This window comes from Flammeovirga sp. EKP202 (genome assembly GCF_014534745.1).
Lineage (GTDB): Bacteria > Bacteroidota > Bacteroidia > Cytophagales > Flammeovirgaceae > Flammeovirga.
The window spans coordinates 50,460-69,634 of record NZ_JACVVP010000032.1; the positions used below are offsets into that span (position 1 = coordinate 50,460).

Annotated in this window: 17 protein-coding genes; 2 read left to right on the forward strand and 15 right to left on the reverse strand. The window is 34.6% G+C overall.

What is annotated here, in order from left to right; translation table 11 throughout:
• Nucleotides 1-86: 86 nt before the first annotated feature.
• The 5 genes from IC221_RS18635 to IC221_RS18655 form a co-directional block, all read right to left on the reverse strand.
• On the reverse strand, nt 87-1,298 hold the full coding sequence (locus tag IC221_RS18635; protein ID WP_188170413.1) for an argininosuccinate synthase: 1,212 nt from the start codon (nt 1,296-1,298) through the stop codon (nt 87-89).
• A gap of 42 nt (nt 1,299-1,340) precedes the next feature.
• Nucleotides 1,341-1,940, reverse strand: a complete 600-nt coding sequence (locus IC221_RS18640) for a GNAT family N-acetyltransferase (RefSeq protein ID WP_044204328.1) — start codon at nt 1,938-1,940, stop codon at nt 1,341-1,343.
• 454 nt (nt 1,941-2,394) lie between these two features.
• Nucleotides 2,395-4,125, reverse strand: a complete 1,731-nt coding sequence (locus tag IC221_RS18645) for a hypothetical protein (RefSeq protein ID WP_188170414.1) — start codon at nt 4,123-4,125, stop codon at nt 2,395-2,397.
• Between the two features lie 14 nt (nt 4,126-4,139).
• Nucleotides 4,140-4,823: a hypothetical protein gene (locus IC221_RS18650; protein ID WP_188170415.1), complete on the reverse strand. Its 684-nt coding sequence runs from the start codon at nt 4,821-4,823 to the stop codon at nt 4,140-4,142.
• A 36-nt stretch (nt 4,824-4,859) separates the two neighbouring features.
• On the reverse strand, nt 4,860-7,790 hold the full coding sequence (locus IC221_RS18655; RefSeq protein WP_188170416.1) for an SBBP repeat-containing protein: 2,931 nt from the start codon (nt 7,788-7,790) through the stop codon (nt 4,860-4,862).
• A gap of 502 nt (nt 7,791-8,292) precedes the next feature.
• Between IC221_RS18655 and pulA the strand changes: the two genes are divergently transcribed.
• A complete protein-coding gene (pulA, locus tag IC221_RS18660; RefSeq protein ID WP_188170417.1) occupies nt 8,293-10,272 on the forward strand; it encodes a type I pullulanase in 1,980 nt (659 codons plus the stop codon).
• Between the two features lie 68 nt (nt 10,273-10,340).
• Here pulA and IC221_RS18665 read toward each other — a convergent pair whose 3' ends face one another.
• The 7 genes from IC221_RS18665 to IC221_RS18695 form a co-directional block, all read right to left on the reverse strand.
• Nucleotides 10,341-10,802: a hypothetical protein gene (locus tag IC221_RS18665; protein WP_188170418.1), complete on the reverse strand. Its 462-nt coding sequence runs from the start codon at nt 10,800-10,802 to the stop codon at nt 10,341-10,343.
• A 164-nt stretch (nt 10,803-10,966) separates the two neighbouring features.
• Nucleotides 10,967-11,428 (reverse strand): biopolymer transporter ExbD, encoded by a 462-nt coding sequence (locus IC221_RS18670; RefSeq protein ID WP_044204341.1) that lies wholly within the window; start codon nt 11,426-11,428, stop codon nt 10,967-10,969.
• A gap of 55 nt (nt 11,429-11,483) precedes the next feature.
• Nucleotides 11,484-12,032: a biopolymer transporter ExbD gene (locus IC221_RS18675; protein ID WP_188170419.1), complete on the reverse strand. Its 549-nt coding sequence runs from the start codon at nt 12,030-12,032 to the stop codon at nt 11,484-11,486.
• Between the two features lie 2 nt (nt 12,033-12,034).
• Nucleotides 12,035-12,382 (reverse strand): hypothetical protein, encoded by a 348-nt coding sequence (locus tag IC221_RS18680; RefSeq protein WP_044204346.1) that lies wholly within the window; start codon nt 12,380-12,382, stop codon nt 12,035-12,037.
• Between the two features lie 59 nt (nt 12,383-12,441).
• On the reverse strand, nt 12,442-13,275 hold the full coding sequence (locus IC221_RS18685; RefSeq protein WP_044204349.1) for a MotA/TolQ/ExbB proton channel family protein: 834 nt from the start codon (nt 13,273-13,275) through the stop codon (nt 12,442-12,444).
• A 257-nt stretch (nt 13,276-13,532) separates the two neighbouring features.
• On the reverse strand, nt 13,533-14,612 hold the full coding sequence (locus tag IC221_RS18690; protein ID WP_188170420.1) for an asparaginase: 1,080 nt from the start codon (nt 14,610-14,612) through the stop codon (nt 13,533-13,535).
• 4 nt (nt 14,613-14,616) lie between these two features.
• On the reverse strand, nt 14,617-15,396 hold the full coding sequence (locus IC221_RS18695; RefSeq protein ID WP_188170421.1) for a TatD family hydrolase: 780 nt from the start codon (nt 15,394-15,396) through the stop codon (nt 14,617-14,619).
• Between the two features lie 148 nt (nt 15,397-15,544).
• On the opposite strand from IC221_RS18695, the gene IC221_RS18700 reads away from it, so the two are divergent.
• Nucleotides 15,545-16,375: a DUF3108 domain-containing protein gene (locus tag IC221_RS18700; RefSeq protein ID WP_188170422.1), complete on the forward strand. Its 831-nt coding sequence runs from the start codon at nt 15,545-15,547 to the stop codon at nt 16,373-16,375.
• Nucleotides 16,376-16,430: 55 nt separating this feature from the next.
• On the opposite strand, the gene IC221_RS18705 is transcribed toward IC221_RS18700, so the two are convergent.
• Genes IC221_RS18705 through IC221_RS18715 form a run of 3 tightly spaced genes read right to left on the reverse strand, consistent with a single transcriptional unit; the run spans nt 16,431 to nt 19,166 of the window.
• Nucleotides 16,431-16,940 (reverse strand): shikimate kinase, encoded by a 510-nt coding sequence (locus tag IC221_RS18705; RefSeq protein ID WP_188170423.1) that lies wholly within the window; start codon nt 16,938-16,940, stop codon nt 16,431-16,433.
• 6 nt (nt 16,941-16,946) lie between these two features.
• Entirely contained in the window at nt 16,947-18,002 is a 1,056-nt protein-coding gene (locus IC221_RS18710) for an ABC transporter permease (RefSeq protein ID WP_188170424.1), read from the reverse strand.
• A 9-nt stretch (nt 18,003-18,011) separates the two neighbouring features.
• On the reverse strand, nt 18,012-19,166 hold the full coding sequence (locus IC221_RS18715; RefSeq protein WP_188170425.1) for a BT_3928 family protein: 1,155 nt from the start codon (nt 19,164-19,166) through the stop codon (nt 18,012-18,014).
• Nucleotides 19,167-19,175 lie beyond the last annotated feature (9 nt).

The following is a 19,175-nucleotide window of genomic DNA, read 5'->3' on the forward strand; positions in this document are numbered from 1 at the left end:
AACTAAATTGATTTAAAAAAGGATGCAGAATTATTTCCGCACCCTTAGTTTTCTTTACCAATTCAAGTTATCAGGTTTAAAAAACTTTATTCAGAAATACTTTCTTCAGCAGCTTCTTTTACTTTACCGAAGATCATATTTTGATTTGCTAAAATAGTCGCAAAACCACGAGCGTCTTCACCTGTCCATGCATTGTTCATTTCACCGTAAGCTCCGAATGTACTGTTCATCAAGTCATATTTTGACTCAATGCCTTCTAATTCGAATCTGTAAGGGTACAATGTCACGAATACCTCACCTGATACGTGATCTTGTGTATCTTGAAGGAACTTCTCGATGTTACGCATTACTGGATCGATCCATTGTCCTTCGTGCGTCAACATACCATAGTAGTTACCTAATTGTTCTTTCCAATATAATTGCCACTTTGTAAGCGTGTGCTTCTCTAATAAGTGGTGCGCTTTAATAGTGACCACTGGAGCAGCCGCCTCAAAACCAACACGTCCTTTAATACCGATGATTGTATCACCTACGTGAATATCTCTACCGATACCAAATGGAGAAGCGATTTTATTTAATTCTTGAATAGCTTGTACCGGCTTGTCAAAAATATGACCGTCAATACCTACTAATTCACCTTTCTCAAAAGTCAACGCTACTTTCTTAGGAATAGTTTCCGTCACTTGCGTAGGGAAAGCCTCTTCAGGTAAAGTATTTCTTGAACCTAAAGTCTCTTTACCACCTACTGAAGTACCCCATAAACCTTGGTTGATAGAGTAAAGTGATTTTTCCCAATTTCCTTCTACACCTTTAGCAATCAAGTAATCGATTTCGTCTTGTCTTGACAATTGATTATCTCTGATTGGTGTAATGATTTCAGCTCCTGGGCAGATAATTTTGAAAGCCATATCGAAACGGATTTGGTCGTTACCAGCACCAGTAGATCCATGAGCAATACTATCTGCACCAATTTTCTTAGCATATTCAGCAATTGCTAACGCTTGGAATACACGCTCTGCACTTACTGATAATGGATAAGTATTATATCTTAAAGCATTACCAAATACTAAGTACTTTACACATTGATCGTAAAACGTTTCCGTTTGATCTAAAGTAATGTGAGACTTAACACCTAAAGTATATGCTTTCTCTTCAATTTCTTTTAACTCCTCGTCCGAGAAACCTCCCGTCTGAACGATAGCGGTATGCACTTCTAACCCTCTTTCTTCTGAAAGATACTTTACACAGTATGTTGTATCTAATCCACCACTAAAGGCTAAAACCACTTTCTTACTCATTGTCTCTATTTCTTTTTTTGTTTGTTAAATCTTTTTCGGTCTCTACTCTACAGTAGATTTGTATCTAGGATCATTCGGATCGAAGATCATTCCAGTACATAAACAGTGTTTTCTTTCTGTTCTTTGTAAAATGTCATAGTTCACACAACTTTGACATCCTTTCCAGAATTGCTCATCATCTGTTAATTCAGAAAATGTAACAGGACGATAACCCAACTCGCTGTTGATTCTCATGACAGGTAAACTTGTCGTCAAACCAAACAACTTTGCATCAGGGTATTTCTTTCTTGACAATTGGAAAGCTTTTTTCTTAATCGCTTTTGCCAAGCCAGTTCCTCTAAATTTAGGGTTTACAATTAATCCTGAGTTTGCAACATACTTGTTATGTCCCCAAGATTCAATATAGCAAAAACCTGCAAAGGTTCCGTCATCGGCAATTGCAATAACACCTTTCCCTTCCTCGAATTTCTTTTCGATATAATCCACGCTTCTCTTAGCAATACCAGTTCCTCTAGCTTTTGCTGATTCTTCAATTTGATGACAGATATCTTTTGCATACTCTTTATGCTCACTGATACTGGCTTCAATAATTGAAAAACTTGATATATGTTGCATCTCTTGAATTAGATTCTTAACTGTCATTTCCTTAAAAACTTTATAGAGCAAGCTGTTAGTTAGTTTTTATACTTCCTCTCGTAAAACTTTGTTTGAAACACTATAATCGCGAGCCGACCAACACAAGTAATCACATTGTATTTTATAGTCGACATAAAATAGAACTAACGTCGAAAAAAACATCCTTCAACGGACGGCTTTACCGAATTTTTTAAACCTGTTATATGTCCTATTTTCTTTGTCATTTTTCCTTATTTGATAATCAAAATTAGGAAATTAAATACGATATATTCAAGTAAACCAGTGAATTATTAATACTTTTTTAAAATATAATTTTTATAGATGAAATATTTTCAAGACACCGTGTTAAATTTTGAACATAGTGATTTAGGGTGTTAAATTTTGAACAAAATAAAAAAAGTTCAACAAATGATATTTCATCAAATGCTGAACTTTTAATGGTTAAATTGTTACTAAAAAACTACAGATTTTCCAGTATCTTATCACAAAATTCATCAAGATTTAAATTTGTATTGACCATTCTTTCTGAATCAATATGTAATGAATCTTCATAGAAAGTGTCTCCCCAATAGAATCCAAATAGATATGTTGAATCTAATTTAGGGACAGACATTGTGATTATTCCTTTATCAACATACCCCACAAAACCAAATTCACCATCCGCTTTCTTTCTATATAGGTTTACAGAAGGAGCAATCTTTTTATTATCACAATATCCTGCATATTCAACATATACCTCAACACTTGCATCTAACTTAGAAAGGTGATCATATAATGAAATAGAAATATTATTGTCACAACCATTGAACACCTCCGATCTATAAATATGCTCTGTCCATTTATAGGTATGTGACCAATGATTAATATATTCATAAAAAACTACCGAATCTGCATCTGGTAAAGCAGGCGAATGCCAATCATCTCTTCCTGAATAAGTCACTACTCTATCTCGAACAATCAATAGCTGCATATCCATATCAATAGAATTATTCAATGTAATCTCCTTTGTGTCTTTGGTAATATTGATGATTGCTCTGCCATTCCCCAAAGGTTGACTAGAATTAGGTGATACCAAATAAGCTTTTAATTCATAACTATTACCACTAGGTAATCGATGTGAATCTTCTATCTCAACAACCACACTTCCTGAAGAACATCTCCTATTATTTGTGAAAAAGTCTAGATTGTAAGAAGAAAGGTGAGTAGTTGTATACTTCACTTCTAAGCTTCCATCAACAGCAGGTGTGACCACTCCATCTCCATGAAATACCCATTGTCCATCATCATTACTGTAAGACCAAATTGGTACTATATCTCCAACTTTTATAGGTTCATTTGTTTCGGGATTATAAGTGTCATCATTTATTTTCATGACAACCTCGATAGGTTCAGAAAATTCCGTTACCTCTTCACCATCAACAAACATATCAATTGAAGCGAAACCTGCAGTAACAAAATTACCTGTTGTTACTTCTTCACCACTTTGGTCGATCACTGAATTAGGAGAAAAACCACCTGGAAAAGATTCTAAACTCGACGGTTCATTACTATCAAAATTTATGACTTGAACTTCTAATTCGTTTCCATGTAAAACTTCGCCCTCAGCATTTTTAAAAACAGTACCAGTATGAATACTAATTTCTGTTGAGGGACCTTCAACGTCTTCTGCATTTTCATCTGACGATGTTGAAACCACAATTTCTTCCGTAACTGACCCGTCACCCACAATTGTTGCTACTTCCTTTTCGACCTTTACTCCTACTGGAGGTGTTTCAATATTCACAACATTTGCATATAGCTGCATCAATTCGCTGGTTCCATCAATGACAACTGGAATAGTAGTCGTTAAATAGTTTTCTCCTGATACTTTTACTGTAAATCTCAATGGATCTACTATATCAGAATACTTTTTATTCACGGCTAAATTGATAATTCCATTTTTTGCAGAAAATGTCGATTCACCTGCATTATTCAAGATTTTATCAGCATCAGGTCCTAGTAATTCTACTTCCAAAGCACCCTCTTCTGATAAACTAGCAGGATTAGATACATCACTTACTTTTATGGCTACTTCATAGGTAGAAAGCTTTGGAGATACAGGAATTATAATATTTTCAAGAGGATTTTGACATGCATATACTATAAGTAAAGTTATAGATAAGGTCAATATAGAATAATATATCTTTTTCATATTTGTTTACTTGTTTAATTAATTCTGTAAGAGAGTCTGAGTTTCATAATCGGTAGCCAAGAATATCCTTCAAGGTTTTTTCTTAGCTGTTCCTGCTGTGATTCAAGTTGAGAAAACATCTCTGTACCTGAGAATGTCACATCAGGGCTACCCATGTAATAAGCTCCCAAATCAAAACCAAATCCTATTTTCCTCTTCGGCACCGCACGTCCAAAGCCTAAGCCAAAATAAGGAGCAAATTTTGCCCATTGACCATTAAAATAGATTTCTCCAATATCATCTGTTGTGAATTCAATCTCTCCAATTGTAATTGGTTTCGCATATTTACCTTTCACCTCTATTTGGTTCTCTGGAATATAAGCTACACCTGCAAAAAGTTTAAAACTACTTTTATTAAATGGGAGATACTCTGCACGTAAATCAAGACTAATCGAAGCCATTGATAGTTTTGTATCCATCAACTCGCCTTGTACTGTCACGCGTTGTTCCAAGTCCGATACTTTTAAGTAATTAAAACCTAAGGCGAAGTTGAATTTTGAATAATTTCTAGCGATATCAATACCTGCTCCGGTAGTTCCTCCGTAAATTCCAATTGCCATTTTTCCTTCATAAGCAGGAGAAGCAGGAGTCTCATCTTGAGCAACGGTAAGCAATGAAATACCTATTGTGAAATAGGTTATTAATAGTAATACTTTCATGTTAGTTCTTCTTCTGAATTTAAATTTGAATAGCAATTATCTTATCACCTTTTTTGTAAAAGATGCTTTATCTGTATTGAACTGAAATAATAATATTTCACCCTTTTTGGTAGGGATGAACAGTTCTCCTTGAGGAACCTCTAATACATCGATAACCTGACCAGAAGTATTGAAGATCGTTAAGTTAGCAGTAATAGCACTTATTACATTTACCCCATTATCTGTAGATCCAATGGCTATTTCATCTTCAAGAGTATTTTTAAGGCTTAATACTTCGCTGTTTTTAGGTTCAATACTCAGTGAGAAACGCTCTTCTTCTCCTTCTTCAGCTTCAAACTTATACCCATTTTGAGATAATATCCACGTAGTCCCTTTTTTATGATCAAGTAACTTTACCTCGTAATCATCAAACCCTTCGATATCGGAAATATTAATTTCACCTTCTCCAACATAATTTCTTAGGTAAAGAGGTATTAAATATTCTTCTTGAGTTGGAAGAGCTTGTATTGATAGAGGTTGATGTTCTTTATCAAGAGTTGCAAATAAGAAGTTATTTGACTTCGAGCTAAAATCCAATGCATCCCAACCTTGATCAAAACCTTCAGTAGCCCAATCCATTGATGCTATCAAAATCTCTCGTTGTTTCTGTTCTCCTTCAAACTTCAGCCAAAGTCTACCATTTAAGCTTCTCTTTCTCAATAAAGACTCTGTTATTGATTGACGTTGACTATTTAAAAAAGTAATCTCTTGATCTATTGTATCTACCTGTACAAAAAATCCTTGTCCTACAGATATATTCCTTAAACTAGATGAAAGATCATGACCACGTATATTTACTCCTGACAAATTCCAAGTCACATAATCATTACTACTGTAATCCTCACCCTCTGAATAGTCATCTAACCAAAAGTAAAGTGCTGATATTTTTGGATTATCTAATAAAAGCTGTTCACCACTGATTGGAGATGGATATGGATTACCTATTAAATTATTACCATCTTCATTCACATATTCTAATGGTACTACTATCTCCCCGCTATTAGGTTTACCTCTAAAAGATATATAACCTCCTTTCCAAATTGCAAAGCCTTGCCCTTGTTGCATGGTTAAAGTAGAATCTGTAACATGTTTCCAGTTATCAGCTTTTACTTCCAAAGAACTTCCGACATCATAAAAAAGGCTTCTAGAACTTGATGATAAACTAGGAAGTAATACATGGTTTTGAACTGGAGATGAAATAAATTTATAACCTGCCCCCCAGCCAGGATATACAAATTGATAAAAGGAGCCATTCCCTTCATAAGAATCATGTAGTAGAACAGAATTAATTCCTACTTGTATAACCCCATGATTCTTAATTTCACCATCAACCTCCACAAGGCTACGGTTTCTGTAAGAATAATAATAACCAACATCTAATTGAGCTTTTGATGTAACTACAAGACTTGAAGCTATTAAATTACCATTTATACTTGTACGATAAATTCCATCAATAATTGCAGGTTTATCAATAGTTGGCTTTCCATTTGACCATGCATCTCCATTCCAAATAGTAGTATCTGATGAATAATTAAACTGAAAACTACTGATATAACTTGTACCTTCCGTCCCATCCAATCCTAAAATAGAAGAAGATGTATTTAAAAGTCCTGTCAAATAATACCCATTATCAAGTTTCCTCTCATTTGCATAGTCAATACTAATCACATCAAGTTGTTCCTTTTTTAATATTGTACCTCTTCTAGTTGACACCTCTATCACAAAAGCACCAGGTTCCAGATTTACATCATCAATGGATACACTTCCATGAATTTCACCAAAAACATAAAGGTTACCATTTTGATTAACAGAGATTGAGTTAGCATAATTATCACCACTCGCTTCTATTCTTTTAAACCACGCCTGTCCACCATTAGAACCTTGAAATTTTGATACAAATATTTCCTTTGACGCATTATCATAAAATTGATCTACATTTATGGTATCTGCACCCAAGGATATATAAATTGTGTCAAGTTCATAATAACCTGAAAGGTAAACATCTCCTGTTTTGCTCACATCAATGGACTGTATACTTTCAGTATAATAATTAATGGCACCTGTCTTTGGTGAATGATAAAAGAAGGGTCTTTTCTTCCATTTTGATACACCTTGATCACTTAACTTCATTACATAACCAACAGTATCAGAATCTACAAAGGCAGTTCTAAACCATTCGTCTGTATCTCCACAAACAAAAACATCCCCTAGATTATCAGTGGCAATATCATTGACCGAAAACATCCCCCCATTTCCCGTATTAAATTGGTAAACCCAATCATAAGTCAAATCATTATTCAATCGCAAAATAAAATGATCACTTCCATCACCAAGTGGGTTCGTAGATTGAAGAGAATCAACTTCAGATTCATCAGGATTAAAGTCTAATCCACTCTGAAGATAGCCATCAAAGCTACCCGTAAGTACCACTTTTCCAGAAATATTCACAAATAATTTTTCACCCTTCTCAGCTCCTTTACCTCCAAAAGTAACTTGTGAAAGAAGTGTACCGGTACCATCTAATTTGACTAAGGCAATATCTCTATAATCGCCGTCGGCAGTTACTTCTATCGTTCCTGAATTTGGATCTAAATCAACGGTATTTTTGTAATCTCCTAGCAAATAAATGTTACCTGATGTATCAGCAGCTATATCTGAAACAAATAATGAAGTGGTACTGTCCCCGTAAAATTTAGACCAAAGAAAGTTTCCTTCTTTATCGTATTTCACTATTCCAGTTCCCTCTCCACTTGCTGTATTATTAGCATTAAAACTAATACCATCGTTAAAGTGTGTGAGTAAGATCAAATTATCATCGTGATCTATTGTCTGAGCAACTATACTTGCTTCTGAAGGGAGCAACTTTGCCCACTTCTTAGTTAAGTCTTGTGCCTTGCCTACCAGAGATAAAGAATATAGGTATAGCAATAGTAGTGTAGTTTTTTTTAGCATATAAATTTTGAACATTAAGTTTAAAAAGAAAGCAATGAGATCATATCCATCAAAAGTATAGCATGCTTTGGGTTTAGTCTTCTTGAGGAATGATCTAAGAAAATAATGACACCGAAAGGTACCACTGTTTTTTTTCAAAAAGTATACCCAAAATGGGGTATTTTTAAATTATTTCTCATTCATCAACAACTTACGATAGAAGAGCATTAGAAAAATTATTCAAAAATATTTCTATCCCGAAACCGGTAACAGCTATGTAGTTTGATTTTACTTATTGTTTATTACATAAAACCTAGACATTTTGAAGATAGGTTCTTATTGAAAGCAGTTTATAAGTTGATATTAGTTAACTTATATATACAGACAGAGAGGTATTTCTTTAATATAGAACCATTGTCAATTCAATTTTATAATACAAGAAAATTCATTTTAAATGAAAGGGTTATTCATACTATTTTCGACCATAATTCTATCAAGTATGCTATTTTCATCGTGTTCTTCCACTTCACCAGAAGGCCATAATGATTTTGATGTTTCCAACTTTGAAGCCTACCCTTACTATGAAGGAGATTTAGGTGTAAAATATTCAAAAAGTGCTACCACCTTCAAGCTTTGGTCACCAACAGCTAGTAAAGTCACTGTCCAACTTTATGAAAGCGGTTTAGGAGGAAGCCCTATTGAAAGTGTTCCGATGACGGCAACAGAAAAAGGAACTTGGACACTTAAAATTGATAAAGATTTATACGGTCAGTATTATACTTATCAAGTCCAAGTAGGAGAAAAAACACTAGCAGAAACACCGGGTATTTATGCAACAGCTGTAGGTGTTAATGGTAAAAGAGGTCAAATTATAGATTTAGCGAATACTAATCCTATCAATTGGGAAAATGACAAACGTCCTGAACTTAAAGAATTAACAGATGCCATTCTATATGAAATTCATGTAAGAGACATTACAATTGCTGAAAATTCAGGAGCCAAGAACAAAGGAAAATTTTTAGGTTTAACAGAGACAGGTACTGTAAGTGATAAAGGTTTAAAAACAGGTCTAGATCATATTGAAGAACTTGGTGTAACTCATGTACATTTACTTCCGTCCTTTGATTATCACAGCGTAGATGAAACAAAATTAGAAGAAGGTCAATATAATTGGGGGTACGATCCTGAGAATTATAATGTTCCAGAGGGATCTTATTCAACAGATCCTTATGATGCTACTGTAAGAATTAAGGAATTCAAGCAAATGGTACAAGCTCTTCATAAAAAAGGGATTCGAGTTGTATTAGATGTTGTATATAATCACACATTTTCTGGAGACGATTCTAATTTTTCATTGGAAGTACCTCAATACTATTATAGACAAAATGAAAAGGGTGGTTACTCTGATGCCTCAGCTTGTGGTAATGAAACTGCCTCGGAAAGAGCCATGGCTCGTAAATATATTGTCGAATCTGTTTTGTATTGGGCCAAAGAATATCACCTAGATGGATTTCGTTTTGACCTTATGGGAATTCATGACATTGAGACTATGAATATATTAGCCAAAAGGTTAAAGACTGAAGTAGATCCTAGTATCTTAATTTATGGTGAAGGTTGGAATGCTGCGGCTTCTCCACTTCCTGTCGAAGATCAAGCTATTAAAGCTAATACTCCAAAAATGCAGGGAGTTGCAGCCTTCTCTGATGATATTCGTGATGGTTTAAAAGGAAGTGTTTTCTATGATGATGAAATTGGTTTTATTCAAGGCAATAAAGAACTACACGAAACTATCAAGTTTGGTATTGTAGCTTCGACAAAACACCCTCAAATTGATTATAGCAAAATCAATTATTCAAAAGCACCTTGGGCTCCAACACCATCACAAACTGTAACTTATGTTTCTTGCCATGACAATCATACTTTGTTCGATAAATTGAGTATTTCTCAACCCAATGCAACTCCAGAAGAAATCAAGAAAATGCATAAGCTTACTAGTGCTGTCGTTCTTACTTCCCAAGGGATTCCTTTTATCCACTCCGGTGTTGAAATGTTAAGAACCAAAGGTGGAGAACATAATTCTTATAATAAGCCTGATGCAATCAATAAAATCGATTGGGATTGGAAATTCGAAAACAAAGAAATTTTTGAGTATTATCAAGGACTTATTGAGGTTAGAAAAGCACACCCTGCATTTAGAATGACGTCTACAGAGATGATTGCCAAAAACCTACAATTCATTGATTTCAATGACCCACTAATTGTTGGGTATACCATTTCAAATAATGCTAATGATGATAGTGCAAAAACAATAGCTGTCATTTTTAACGCCAATAAATCAGCAAAGAATATCAGTAAGTTTTTACCAAATGGTCAGTGGAAAGTACTAGTTGATGGCAATAAAGCATCAGCAAATGGTATAAAGACATTGAGTTCTGTAAAAATTGACGGTATCTCCGCATTAGTTTTAATTCAAGAGTAATAGAACTTGAACTCTACTTTGAGCATAAAAAAATACCTGCAGTGTCAAAATAAACATTGCAGGTATTTTTATTTCACCCTATTCTTCTCTTCTTTAACAATTGGACTTGAATTGAATATTAGATGATTTGTATGTACAGAATAAATAATTTCTCCACTCAGATCAAAGAACTGAAGTGTACATTCAAATTGCTGTTCATCCACGGCCTTATATTCAATTTGTAACCATCTAAATGGCCCCCTCAAAAAATTAAATCTCATTCTGTTACAATTACCTTTGATTGATTGAGATTGTAATTTCAAATCATAACCTTCTTTGTATTTCTCATCCTTTGACATGAATAGGATATAATCATTTTCTACTTCAATAGAATGAGCATATCTCAAAGCCATCAAATCAAGGTTTGGATCAAAATTCAATGTAGGATTTTTAATCACAAAATGAGGAAAGGCTAGAAGCTTACCTTGAGCATAAGAAGTAGTATTAAAGCTGACTAATAGAGTGATAATGAAGTAAAGAATATATTTCATAATGGATTAATCAGTTTATCATAAAAACGGGTAAAAAACTCTTATTGTTTTATTAAAAACGCATTATAAAGAATGGTTAACTACTTAAAACTTGAAGAGTATAAAAACAAAAAGGTCAAGCCTTTATAAGACTTGACCTCTTTAACATTGATAGCTATGTGATCTTAGAAATTACGTAATTTCTTGTTAGCAGCATAGTTCACTTTCAATGCGTTAGCCTCTCTTAGTTTCTGACGAACGTCAGAGATGATACCCATTTTAGCTTCTCTATCAATTTTAAGTGACATAGTGATTTTATCACCATCCTCACCTAATTTGTCTTTTTCCTGAATCACGTGCTGAACAATTTGTTCTGGATCGATCAATACATCGTTCACTTGAATACGTGCTTCTGTGCCAAATTTTCTTGTATCACTTGGTTCCCCAATATAGATATAAGAAACTAATGATTTCTTTTCAAGCTTTGTTAACTCAGATGCTTGAGGCAATGAGTTCTTCACTAATAACTCTGACTCACGGAAAGTCGTAGCAATCATGAAGAAGAACAAAAGCATGAAAATAATATCTGGCAAGGCTGAAGTAGGAATATCCTGCTTCGTTTTTGTTTTCTTCTTAAACGTTGCCATAAGGTCAATGTATTTAAATAAACGCCACCACGAATGATGGCGTTTGTTAGACCAATTATTTTATCTCAGAAGGTTCAGCATCCGATACTTTGTAAGGGATTGCTTTTCTTGCTCTATCAAGCTTTTCCTTCTGATCTGGATTTTCCTTATCCAAATTTTGATAATCTTCTAAAGGCATTTTCAAGAACATGGCACGCATTTCAGCATAAGCAAGTTTTAACTCGTCAATTACGCCAATGTACATTTCGTAAGATGTACCACGGTCTGTTTTCAATGAAATAATTGCCTTAGCTGCAGACTCTGATTGGTTAGGGTCCTTACCGTTGTTAAGAACAAACTCTTTAACCATCGTACGAAGTTTTGGTAAGTCTACCATCTCTTCTTGTGCTAACATGTCATCGTTTGAGTTAACAAGAATGTTAAACACGTTACGAGTTTTCACCTTAACATCTACGTCTTCAGCTTTTGGAGGTAACATTACTGTTACACCTTTATCAGATGCAATTGTTGTTGCCACCAAGAAGAAGATTAGCAATAGGAAGGCGATATCCGCCATTGCTCCACCATTAATTTCTGGTGCGTCTTTTTTCTTCTTCTTTAACATAACTATCCAATAGATTTAACTACTCTTTGAACAACATCTAATACTACCGCAACACCTGCGATAATGAATAAGTAATAAGTCATGTTTAGGATACCACCGATCTTTTGTGATAATGGCTCATCCACACCGAACTCATTTAACTCTCTTGCTGTCACAGAGCTATCTGCTACCGAATAACCGATAAAGAATAATACTACCAAGCCTACGATTGTAATCAATACTGTGATCGCTGATTTAGGATCTGTAATGATTGACATCAAGAAGCCGATTACTGTAGCTACTAATGCAATAATGATTAATAGTCCAGTGAAAGGTAGCAAGTATTCTGTAAATATAGCTTCACCGTTCATAACTATGTGTAATTTCTTAAATTCTACAATTACTATTTACAATTTGTAAATAGGTACTACTACTTAGCAGTCAATTCGTTCTTAACCAAGATATCGATTAAAGATACAGAAGCTTCTTCCATTTCTAATACGATACCGTCGATTGTAGAAACACAATAGTTGTAGAATACTTGAAGGATTACACCAACGATAAGACCTGCTACTGTAGTAAGAAGGGCTACTTTAATACCACCTGCTACTAGTGAAGGAGAGATATCACCTGCTGCCTCGATCGCATCGAAGGCACCGATCATACCAATTACCGTACCCATGAAACCTAACATTGGTGCCATAGCGATAAATAATGAGATCCATGGTAAACCTTTTTCTAATTTACCCATTTCTACTGAACCGTAAGAAACAACTGATTTTTCAACCATGTCAATACCTTCAGAAGCTCTCATTAAACCTTGTGTAAAGATAGAAGCAACTGGACCTCTTGTAGCTTTAGCTACTTCTAATGCTGCATCAGCACCACCTGACTGTAAAGCTTCGTCGATTTTCGTTAAAAGCTTTTTAGTGTTTGTAGTTGAAAGTGATAACGTGATAACACGCTCGATAGCGATTGCTAAACCAAGGATTAATGTAAGCAATACAGCTCCCATAAATTCCCAACCACCTTCGATGAATTTTTGCTTCACTGCTTGAGTGAAAGATAATTCTTCTACTTGTGCCAATTCATCAGAAGATACTTCTTGAACTGTAACTTCTTCTTCGACTGCCGCAGATGTCTCTTCAACTGCTGCTACTTCTTCAGTAGCAACTTCTTCTGTTGTTTCATCTTGCGCATACGACTGTGCGATACCTAAAGTAAGTGCACAGAAAAACATCAATAACGCGAATACTTTTTTCATAACTCTCTAACGTTCAGATTGCGATTAAAAAACTAAAATCACAGAACTGATACTGTAATAATAAATTTGTTTTGACTATCATCCGTAATCGTCGAGCAATTTAGTACTAATCTTTCGAATTAGTACTTTTTTTGATAGTTTTTAACGACTACTGACTCGCAAAGAAATATATAATTATAATTATAAACAAATTGATTATTCATTTATAAATGGCAAAATCACACTAATTAGCCTAATAAATGTTACATTTCGTTAATTTACTGAGTCAATTCCCCCTTTAACGGTATGCCTACAAGCTCTTTGACCCTGTTCACGTCTTTATACTTTGTTAACAAACACATTAGTTTAGTAACACTTGCTTCTGTGGTCATATCCTTCCCTGAAAGAACTCCTACCTCATTGAGTTTAGTGCTCGTAGCATAGTGCCCTTGCATTACCATACCTCCTGTACATTGAGAAATGTTGACTACAACTACCCCTCTTTTGATCGTTTCTTGAAGCAGCTCAATGAACCAATCGGATGTAGGTACATTACCTGATCCATAGGTTTCTAGCACCACCCCCTGTAATTTTCGATTTTTTAGCATTTGTATTATGAAATCTTTAGGCATTCCTGGGAAGATTTTTAACACAATCACATTAGCATCGATCTTCTTCATAGAGCGTACAGGGTCTGTTATTGGATCTTTCCAAAACATTTCTTTTTTATATTCTATAAAAATTCCTGCCTCGGCTAAAGAAGGGTAATTATAAGATCTGAAGGCTGTAAAATTAAAGTTCTGTGATTTTTTAGCTCTGTTACCTCTCAAAAGTTTGCTATTAAAACAGATACAAACTTCTTGTATCAACATTTCACCATTAGCATCACGAGCAGAACACATTTCTAATGCTGACATCAGGTTTTCACGAGCATCTGTCCTCTTTTCTCCTATTGGTAATTGTGAACCCGTGAGAATAATTGGCTTATGTACTCCATCCAACATGAAACTCAATGCGGAGGCGGTATAGGCCATTGTATCGGTACCATGCAAAATCACAAAACCATCAAAATCTTCATAGAAATACTCCATTAGATTCCCTAATTGAATCCAATGGTCTGGTGTTATATCCGATGAATCAATTAATGGATCCAAGGAAATTACCGTTAATTCAAAGTCGAACCCTTTTAATTCAGGTACCGCGTCAATTATTTTCTCAAAGTCAAATGGCGTCAGACTCCCATTTACGGGGTGTCTGTCCATTCCAATTGTTCCTCCTGTATATAATATAAGTATGGATGTATCTGAAGTTTTTGGGCCTGTGGAATTAATGTTTACAGTTTTATAGTATTCTCTCATCTTTTCATTTCTTTAGATATTCATCTATTTTAAATAGATCATATGCATTCTTATCTGTTATTTCTTCTATTTCTTGACCGCTTTTTCCTGTCAAATCAGCTACTCTATCACAAACATAAGTAGTGTATAAAGGTTGGTTTCGTTTTCCTCTAAAAGGCTTCGGTGCTAAATAAGGACTATCTGTTTCTAATACTATTTGAGATAAATCTATGTGTGGAATAACTTTATCTAACCCTCCGTTTTTAAAAGTCACTACACCGCCGATTCCAATTTTAAAGTTGACAGCTTCAAGTCTTTTTACATCTTCTACAGTTCCCGTGAAGCAATGAAGAACACCAAACAATTCATCTGAAGCAATTTCCTCTAAAACATTCAATGTTTCTGCCATAGCATCTCTTGCATGAATCACTAATGGCAATTGATATTTCTTTGCTAATTCTGCTTGAATTTTGAATGCTTCAATTTGTTGTTCTTTGTAAGTTTTGTCCCAATATAAGTCCAATCCCATTTCGCCTACTGCCACAAACTTTCTTTTAGAAAGCCAATCTTCTACAATGTAAAGTTCTTTCTCAAAGTTTTGGTCTACATGACAAGGGTGTAGCCCCATCATTGAAAGGCATTTGCCTGGGTATTTCTCTTCTAGTTCCAACATGCCCTCTATTGAAGTATGATCAATATTAGGCATTAAAATGTGTTTGAGTCCTGCGTTGAAAGCGTCACCTAAAATTTTGTCAATATCTGCACTAAATTTGTCTGAGTATATATGTGCGTGAGTATCTATCATAATTTTAATTATTTGGTATTTCGCACAAACATAACAGCTTAGGTTTAAATCTATAAAAAATACAAATCGAATTTTTTTAATAGGTTGACCTTATTTCCATAATTATGACTAATATTGAAATTAATTATTAAGTAATTCATATAATTCTATGAGACTGAATAAAAAAAACATAATAATAACTTGCTCTTGTATATTTTTTGGAATAGCCGCTTTTGGCTTTAAAACACAACAAGATCTTCCTAAAGACACATCTATTACTTTCGAACAAGGTGAAACACTAACGTATATCGCAGGCTATTCAGTCTTTGAAGCAGGCCAAGCTGTTGTTCATTTAGATAAAAAATTTCACGAAGTAAATGGTAAAAATTGTTATAAAGTAGATGTTCATGGAAAAAGTATAGGCATGTTTGGAATGGGTATGAAGATCCGTGACCTATGGCAAAGTTACTTTGATCCTGAAACTATATTACCTGTTCAATTCAATCGTGATATTCTTGAGGGTGGCTATACTTTAGAAGAAAAAATAGACTTTGACCAAGTAAATGGAAAAGCGAAGGTCAAGTGGAAAAAGAAAGACAAACCTGAAATTCATAATGAAGAACATGAAATGTCTCCAGGTTCCTTTGATGTCATTTCTGGATATTACTTGCTAAGAACTCTGGATTATGAACAATACGCAAAGGGTGATACTATTAATATGAATACCTTTTGGGAAAACAAAGGATATGACTTTGATATTGTCTATTTAGGTGTTGAGAAATGCCACACTAAATTTGGTAGAATAGAATCGCATGTTTTATCACCAATAATGCCAGAAAATCAGCTTTTCTCTGGTACTCATCCCATTAAGTTTTGGGTATCGAAAGACGTCAATAGAATCCCATTAAAAATTCAGGCAGAACTGATTGTTGGAGCTGTCAATGTTGACCTTGTAAGATATAAAGGGCTAAAACAGAAATTGAAAAAAGCTAAATCTTAAACACGGTTAGCTTATCATAAAAAGAGCATGTTTGGTTCACAAACATGCTCTTTTTTTATTTCTTCAAGACATTCTTAATTTCCAAAGCTAACTCGGCAGGTGTTTTAGTTCCCGCTTCAATTACAAATTCGGCTTTAGAATAAAAAGGCAATCGATTTTCTCTTTTTTCTTTTATAGCATTATAAACTGCTTCTTTTTCATTTTGAGCTAATAAGGGGCGGGTTCCTTGTTGCTGCCATACTCTTTCAACTAATTCATCTTCGTGAACATCTACAAATACGGTGACTCCATTTTTCAACATCACTTCCATATTATCATAAAAACATGGAGCTCCTCCACCTGTTGCTAAAATTGCATTATCGGGAACAAATGTATTCACCACTTCTTTTTCTACCGCTCTAAAGTAATCCTCTCCCTTTTCAGTAAAAATCTCAGGAATAGATTTCTTCTCTCTTTCTTCTATCTCTGTATCCATATCAAAATAAGGCAGTGATAGCAAAGATGATAATTCTTTGGCCAATGTAGATTTTCCACTACCTGGCATTCCAATTAAATAAATTCGCATTGTTTGTTAGTGTAATCTTACTTTTGGATCAACGACAGCATAAAGAATATCCACAAAAATATTCACCACCACAAAACCAAAAGCTATCAATATAGTTGACCCCATTACGACGGGTAGATCTAGATATTCTACGGCTTGAATTGTTTTAAAACCAAGTCCCTTCCATTTAAAAATATATTCAATAAAGAAGGCTCCTGCCATCATTGTAGCCAACCATCCAGAAACCGCTGTAATTACAGGGTTCAATGCATTCCTTAGTGTATGCATAAAAATAACCCTTAGAAAACCTGCTCCTTTTGCTTTTGCCGTTCTGATATAATCTTGTGACATAATGTCCAGCATTGAACTTCTTGTCAGCTGAATAATAATGGCCAAGGGGCGAGTCGCTAAAGTGAACGCCGGTAAGATTAAGTTTTCTAAATGTAGAACTCGTCCTCTTAATGGATCATTCATCCACAATGAACCTGTCATATTGAGATGGGTAAAATCAGCCAGATAATAACCAAACGTAATAGCCATTACAATCGCTAAAACAAATGAAGGCATTGAAATAAATACCACTGATCCACCTACAATAAAGTGATCTATTTTTGAACCAAAATTCACCGCCGCAGTAACTCCTAATAGGATCCCAAATGTTGTGGCAATAATAATTGCTGCAAGTGATAACCAAAAAGTCCCCGGTATACTTTCTATTAAAATTTCATCCACTCTTTTATTGGTCTGAAATGACTTCCGTAAATAGGGATACTTTAATACCAAAGCACTTCCCCCTAGAGGAATCAACTTCAGATAATCATATTTTTTTTGCGCTTCAGGTGTATTCTTTTCTATAGAAATAGGAAGTAAATCCCCAATATACCTACCATACTGCACTATTAAAGGATCATCCAAACCTAATTCATGACGAATCAATTCCCTTGTCTCTAAATCAGCGTGCTGTCCAGACATTAAATCGACAGGATCTCCGGGCAATGCATGAAAAAGCATAAACACAACGGTGATCACTCCCCATATTACTAAGAGGCCATATAAAAATCGATTAATAATAAACTGTAGCACTTCGTATAATTAATTTAAGAGTTGAGAAATTTCGTCATCAGTGGGAATATCGTTGTGGTGCCATTTACCTAGTATTGTTCCATTGTCAATAAGCAAGATACCTGGGTTTGCTCTCACCATTGCCAATAAAACGGTTGCATCTGCATAATAAAAAGGAACATTCCATTTTGAATCATGCATAAACTGCTCAAAGTTATTGGCATCACTAGTAATTACCATTGTTTCAATAGTTCCTTCCATTGATCTAAGCATCTGTCTCACTGACTCTACTTCTTCTTTTTCAATTTCAGAAACATTTTGAACAATCACTAACAAACGTTTTGCATTTGTAGTTAAAGCGGTAAAATCTTCCCCTTCTGCATTCGAAATATAATAATCAGGAATTAAAGATTTACACTCTTCCTCATTTGTTATTTCCATTCTTACAAATTTCCATGATGGATCTGTAGGATAATTGGTAAACATCTTCTCTTCTCCATCCTTTTCCATATAGTATACACTTTCACATGGAACTTCAGGTGACATCATTTTCTGAATATTAGCACCTATTTTATAAGGACGAAAGTCAACTGGAGGTAAATGATTTAACGCATAATAACATGTTCCTAATGCAAAGGCAGAAGCGATAATCATGATCATCGACTTCCAAGCAGGAGCTGCTTTCTTTACAGTGTAAGAGCCACCATACATTCCATATTGAGTGATTGTCTTTTTAGGCTTGAAAGCCATTGCTCCTAGAAGTAAAACTAAAAGAACAAGATCTTTTGTGAAACTTCCCCATGGTGTAAACTTGATGGCATCTCCAAAACAGCCACAATCTGTCACTTTATTGAACCACGCTGAATAAAACGTTAATAAACCAAAGAATAACAATAAAGCTAAAGTCGCTCTCAAAGAAAACTTTTCTTTGAATCCAATGACTAAAGCAACACCCAATACCAATTCGAAAGAGGAGAATAATATAGACATTGGCATGGACCAATCAGCAAGGAATAAGAAAAACGATTCAAGAAAACCTATGGTACCTGAAACATCATCTGCAAAAACATGAAAATACTCTTCAAACTTAATTGCTGTTCCGGTGGGGTCATCTACTTTTACTAATCCCGAAGCAATAAATACCAGCCCTACGATTATTGCTAAAAATCTATATAAATTCTTCATAGAATTATT